We start from the raw sequence: 6,038 nt of genomic DNA on the forward strand, positions 1-6,038 counted from the left end.
CATAGCCGCTTATGCTTGACGGCGAGTCCGGCGCAGGCGCATTAGGGTCAACCGAGGAACAAATTGCGCACAAAAGGCGGGAGGCGCGAGATGGCACAGGGTGGATTGGCAGCGCAAATGCCGGCCTGGCGCGAAGCGATGCGGCGCGCCGCATCGCGCTCGACCGCCTTGCTCGTCTCGCTCGGCCTGCTGATCCTCACCACGCTCGTCGCTTTGGCGCTGGTCAGCTATCGGCCCAGCGACCCGGCGCTCAACACGGCCGCCGAAGGCCCCGCGCAAAACCTTCTGGGCGGAGTCGGCGCCTATGTGTCCGAAGCGCTGCTGATCCTGTTCGGCCCGCTCGTCGGGCTGCTGCTGCCGCTCGTCGCGCTCGTCGCGCTCCGGCTCTGGCGCGATGCACCGCTCGGGCGCTGGCCGCGCTCGGCCCTGTTGATCGCGGTCGCCGTCATGCTGGTCGGTTCGGCGCTCACCCTGTTGGCAGGCGCCAGCATACGCGGACTTCCGTTGGGCTGGGGCGGCGTGCTCGGCTATGGTGGCGGGGCGCTCTTCGCCGGGCTGCTGGGCCTGATCGGCAATTCCGATCTCGCCCGCTATCTGGGCTGGGCGCTCGCCGCGCTGCTCGGCGGCGGCGGGCTCTATCTCTGGTATCGCGGTCTCGCGTTCGACGAGGAGGAGCGCGCCTTCCTGTTCCGCCGCGCCGACCGGCCGAAGCCGGTCAAGATTACCGATGCGCGCGACACGGCGAAGAAAGCGCCCCAGCCGCGCAAGAAGGTCGCTCCGCCCGAACCCGAAGCGCGCGCGCCGGTGATCACCGACCCGAAGGCGGGCCGCGCGCCGGCGGGCAAGAAGCCGCGCCAGCGCTCGCTCAACCTCAATTACGACCTGCCGACGCTCGAGCTGCTGAACCCGCCGCCCGACGAACGGGGCCAGGCGCTCGACAAGGCGGCGCTCGAACGCAATGCGCGGCTGCTCGAATCGGTACTCGACGATTTCCATGTGAAGGGCGAGATCGTCGAAGTGCGTCCGGGCCCCGTTGTGACGATGTACGAACTCGAGCCGGCGAGCGGAATCAAGGCGAGCCGCGTCATCCAGCTCGCCGACGATATCGCCCGCAACATGTCGGCCATCTCGGCGCGCGTTGCCGTAATCCCCGGGCGCAGCGTGATCGGCATCGAACTGCCCAACCAGCACCGCGAAATGGTCGTGCTCTCCGAAATGATCGCGAGCGCGGCGTTCGAGGATAATACGGCCAAATTGCCGATCATCCTTGGCAAGAATATCGCCGGCGACCCCGTCATCGCGGACCTCGCGCCGATGCCGCATTTGCTCGTCGCGGGCACGACGGGGTCGGGCAAGTCGGTGGGGCTCAACTGCATGATCCTGTCGCTGCTCTACCGGCTGACGCCCGAGGAATGCAAGCTGATCATGATCGATCCGAAGATGCTCGAGCTCAGCATCTACGACGATATTCCGCACCTGCTCTCGCCGGTGGTGACCGAGCCCGCCAAGGCGGTCCGCGCGCTCAAATGGGCGGTCGAGCAGATGGAAGAGCGGTACCGGATGCTCGCCTCGCTCTCGGTGCGGTCGCTGCAGGGGTTCAACGACAAGGTGCGCGCCGCCAAGGCCAAGGGCAAGCCGCTCGGCCGCCGGGTCCAGACCGGCTATGACGCGGATACCGGCCAGCCCGTCTACGAGGAAGAGGAGCTCGAATACGAGCCCCTTCCCCAGATCGTCGTCGTGGTCGACGAGCTCGCCGACCTGATGATGACGGCGGGCAAGGAAGTGGAGTTCCTGATCCAGCGGCTGGCGCAGAAGGCGCGCGCCGCAGGCATCCATCTGATCATGGCGACGCAGCGCCCCTCGGTCGACGTCATCACCGGCGTCATCAAGGCGAACCTGCCGACGCGGATCAGCTATTCGGTCACCTCGAAGATCGATTCGCGCACGATCCTCGGCGAACAGGGGGCCGAACAGCTGCTCGGCAAGGGCGACATGCTCTACATGCCGGGTGGTAAGCAGATCGCCCGCGTCCATTGCCCGTTCGTCTCCGACGAGGAGGTCCGCCGCGTCGCCGATCACTGGCGCGAACAGGGCCAGCCCGAATATATCCAGGCCGTCACCGAGGAACCCGAGGACGGCGGCTATACGTTCGACGGCCAGCCGACCGGCGAGGATTCCGCCGAGGACCAGCTCTACCGCAAGGCCTGCCAGATCGTCGCGGAAAGCCAGAAAGCCTCGACCAGCTATATCCAGCGCCAGCTGCGCGTCGGCTACAACAACGCCGCGCGGCTGATCGAGCGGATGGAGGCGGAAGGCAAGGTCAGCCCCGCCAACCATGTCGGCCGCCGCGAAGTGCTGATCGATCTGGAGGGCAATCCGGTTTAGCGGCCGGCCTGTAATGCTGAACGCCCGGGAACTTTGGGGTTCAGTCTGCATTCAACGCGGAAAGCCGATTACCCACCCCGACCACCCCAATGCATGGATACACGGATAGACATATGCACCGCCTTACCGCCCTTGCCCTGGCCGCCGCGCCGCTCGCGCTGACCACGAGCGCCCTGGTCGCCCCGACGCCCGCCGAAGCGCAGCAGGATGTGCTCGCCCAGGTCCAGCGTCACCTTCAGGCCGTGAACACGATGCGGGCCGATTTCGTCGAGACCAATCGCGCCGGCCAGTCGGTGCGCGGCGAGATGTTCCTCAAGCGGCCCGGCAAGATCCGCTTTTCCTACGAGCGGGGTGTCAATATGCTCGTCGTGTCGGACGGCCGCGCGCTCACCTTCGTCGACTATGACGTCCGCCAGGTGCAGCGCTGGCCGATCGGCGATTCGCCGCTCTCCGTGCTGCTCAACCCCGACCGCGACCTGTCGCGGTTCGCGCAGGTGGTAGATTCGGGTCGCAGCAGCGAAGTCCGCGTCCGGGCGCGCGATCCCGAACATCCCGAGTATGGCACGATTACCATCACCTTCCTGCGCAACCCGTCGGCTCCCGGCGGGCTGATGCTGCAGGGCTGGACGGTGCTCGACTCCCAGAACAACCTCACGACGATCAATCTCGCCAATCAGCGGTTCGGCATGGCGATCGCCGACAGCACGTTCCGCTATCGCGATCCGCGGCCGCGCAACCGCCGCCGCTAGCTGAACGCGGCTTTTCCGATCGTCGCGCCTATCGCGCGGTCCGGCGTCCTGTTGCCCGAAAACGGCGACGGGCGGGGCGCTTCATTCATCCGCGCGTCAGGAAAACGCGGCTAGAAAGGGGATGTGGAGGCGCATAAAGGCCAAGCGGGATTCCCCCTGTTGCCCGCCTGCGCCGCACCTCCCGCCTAGCGTGACGAACGACTAGGTTTCGACCCCCGCTCCAAATGCCCCCGGAGCGGGGGTCTTCTATTTGGGGCACGCACCTGCGGCGCTTGCCAGTGGCGCTGGCGGCGATTGGCCGCTAGAGGCTCTTGCCATGGCTTCAACCCTCAAGATTGCGACCTGGAACATCAATTCGGTCCGCTTCCGGATCGACATCGTCGCACGCTTCCTGAGCGAGGAGGCGCCGGACATATTGTGCCTGCAGGAGACCAAAACCGTCGACGAGACCTTCCCCGCCGAGGCGCTGAAGGGGTTGGGCTACGAATATCAGGCGCTGAACGGCCAGAAGATGCATCACGGCGTGGCGATCGTCAGCCGGGTGCCGCTCCACCAGGACGATCGGCTCGACTGGCAGGCCAATGGCGAGGCGCGGCATGTCGGCGTCCGGCTCGATTGCGGCTTCCATCTCGAAAATGTCTATGTGCCTGCGGGCGGCGACATTCCCGATCGCGAAATCAATCCGAAGTTCGGGCAGAAGCTCGATTTCCTCGAGCGGATGACCGAATGGTCGAAGAGCCTCGACCGGCCCACGCTGCTGGTCGGGGACTTCAACGTCGCACCGCTCGAATCCGATGTCTGGAGCCACAAGCAACTGCTCAAGGTCGTGAGCCATACGCCGATCGAGGTCGAACATCTGGACCGGCTGCAAAAGGCGCATGACTGGGTCGACCTGGGACGCCGTTTCGTCCCGCCGCCCGAACGCTATTACAGCTGGTGGAGTTACCGCGCAAAAGACTGGGCGGCGTCGGACCGCGGACGGCGGCTCGATCATATGTGGGCGAGTCCGGACCTCGCCGATACGGCCGTGGCGCATACCGTGCACGAGCCGAGCCGGGGCTGGCACAAGCCGTCCGATCATGTCCCGCTGGTGACCGAATTCCGTGTCTGAAGCGGCACCCGACAGCCGCAAGGTCGCTCGCGCGATCGATGCGCTGCGGCGCGGCTGGCCGGTTGCGTGCGGCGACGCGGGCGGCGCGATCCGGATCCTCGCGATCGAGACCGCCGACGATGCCGGGTTGGCGGAATTCGACGGCGATAGCCCGGCCGACATACTGATCGGCGCGGGACGGGCCGAGACTCTCAAGCTCGCCAACCAGCTTGAGGCGGCAACGCCCGGCGCGCCGGTGCGCGTGCGGCGCGAAGCGTGGCACGACCTCGCCGCCGCGATCGCCATCGCCGATCCGGCCTTCGATCTGCGCGCCCCGCTCAAGGGTCCGTTTCGCGCCCTTGGCGTGACGCATCCCGAAGCCTCGGCGGCCGCGCTGAAGCTCGCCCGGCTCGCCAATCTGCTGCCCGCCCTTTTCGTCGCGGATGCCGAGGGCGACCACACGGTCTCCCCGGCCGATATCGACGCCTATGACGACCCAGACGATCTCGCGATCGCCGCGCGGGCGCGGCTGCCGGTCGCGGCGACCGACCGGGCGGAAATCGTCGCCTTCCGGCACCGCGCCGATGCCGCCGAGCATGTCGCGCTGCTGATCGGCGCGCCCAACGGCAAGCCGCCGCTCGTCCGCCTGCACAGTGAATGCCTGACGGGCGATGTGCTGGCCTCGCTCAAATGCGATTGCGGACCGCAGCTGTCCGGCGCGATGGCGGCGATGGCGGACGAGGGCTGGGGGATTCTGCTCTATCTGCGGCAGGAAGGTCGCGGCATCGGCCTCGTCAACAAGCTGCGCGCCTATGCGCTGCAGGATCAGGGCTTCGACACGGTCGACGCCAATACCCGGCTCGGCTTCGCCGTCGACGAACGCGATTTCGGGATCGCGGCGCGGATGCTCGAACTGTTGGGACAGGAGAGAATCCGGCTGCTGACCAACAATCCGGACAAGGTCGCGGGGCTCGAGGCCGCTGGCATCACGGTCATCGAGCGCGTCGCCCACATGCACGGCGAAAATGTCCATAACGAACGATATCTGGCGACCAAGCGCGACCGGACCGGCCACCAGCTTTAGCGCAAACGGCTATCCGCGCGTCCCGAACAGCGCCATGCCGACGCGGACATGGGTCGCGCCGCACATGATCGCGGTTTCATAATCGGACGACATGCCCATCGAGAGCAACCGCACGTCATTATCCGCGGCGAGCTTGGCGAGCAGCGCGAAATAGGGGGCGGGTTCGAGTCCCTGGGGCGGGATGCACATCAGCCCCGCGATTTCGAGGCCTGCGTCGCTGGCGCAGGCCAGCAGGTCCGGCAGATCGGCGATGGCGCATCCGCCCTTCTGCTCTTCTTCGCCGATATTCACCTGGACGAAGAGTCGCGGCCGCCGGCCGGTCTTCTCGAACGCCTTGGCCAGCGCCTTGATCAGCGACGGCCGGTCGACGCCGTGGATCGCGTCGAACAGCGCAACCGCGTCCTCGGCCTTGTTCGACTGGAGCTGGCCGACGAGATGCAGTTCGATGCCGGGCGTCTCTTCCTTCAGCCCCGGCCACTTGTCTTGCGCTTCCTGCACGCGGTTCTCGCCGAACACCCTCTGCCCGGCGGCGATCAGGGGCCGGACCGCGTCCGCGCCGTGGGTTTTCGAGATGGCGATCAGCGTGATGTCGGCCGGCTCTCGCCCGGCGCGCTTGGCCGCCCGCGCGATGTTGGCCTGCACGGCGTCTAGCCGGTCTCGGGGGATATCGCCTGTCGTCATCGCGCTTGCTATAGGAAGCCGCGTGCGACGCCGCCACCCTCTCCCGACG

5 protein-coding genes are annotated in these 6,038 nt (G+C 66.9%); 4 read left to right on the forward strand and 1 reads right to left on the reverse strand.

The window, feature by feature from the left end:
* Nucleotides 1-90 precede the first annotated feature (90 nt).
* The 4 genes from ACTS1X_RS10735 to ribA all read left to right on the forward strand — a co-directional run bounded on the left by ACTS1X_RS10735 (nt 91) and on the right by ribA (nt 5,308).
* Nucleotides 91-2,385 carry a DNA translocase FtsK 4TM domain-containing protein gene (locus tag ACTS1X_RS10735; RefSeq protein WP_442614387.1) on the forward strand — a complete coding sequence of 765 codons (2,295 nt, stop codon included), beginning with the start codon at nt 91-93 and terminating at the stop codon, nt 2,383-2,385.
* A 113-nt stretch (nt 2,386-2,498) separates the two neighbouring features.
* On the forward strand, nt 2,499-3,134 hold the full coding sequence (locus tag ACTS1X_RS10740; protein WP_442614388.1) for a LolA family protein: 636 nt from the start codon (nt 2,499-2,501) through the stop codon (nt 3,132-3,134).
* Between the two features lie 316 nt (nt 3,135-3,450).
* Nucleotides 3,451-4,245: an exodeoxyribonuclease III gene (locus ACTS1X_RS10745; RefSeq protein ID WP_442614389.1), complete on the forward strand. Its 795-nt coding sequence runs from the start codon at nt 3,451-3,453 to the stop codon at nt 4,243-4,245.
* The gene (gene ribA / locus ACTS1X_RS10750; RefSeq protein ID WP_442614390.1) at nt 4,238-5,308 is read left to right on the forward strand and encodes a GTP cyclohydrolase II; all 1,071 of its coding nucleotides are present in this window, start codon (nt 4,238-4,240) and stop codon (nt 5,306-5,308) included. The genes ACTS1X_RS10745 and ribA overlap by 8 nt, the downstream gene beginning before the upstream one ends.
* A gap of 9 nt (nt 5,309-5,317) precedes the next feature.
* On the opposite strand, the gene ACTS1X_RS10755 is transcribed toward ribA, so the two are convergent.
* Nucleotides 5,318-5,989 (reverse strand): YggS family pyridoxal phosphate-dependent enzyme, encoded by a 672-nt coding sequence (locus tag ACTS1X_RS10755; RefSeq protein ID WP_442614391.1) that lies wholly within the window; start codon nt 5,987-5,989, stop codon nt 5,318-5,320.
* Nucleotides 5,990-6,038 lie beyond the last annotated feature (49 nt).

Source organism: Parasphingopyxis sp., from assembly GCF_052168275.1.
Taxonomy (GTDB): domain Bacteria; phylum Pseudomonadota; class Alphaproteobacteria; order Sphingomonadales; family Sphingomonadaceae; genus Parasphingopyxis.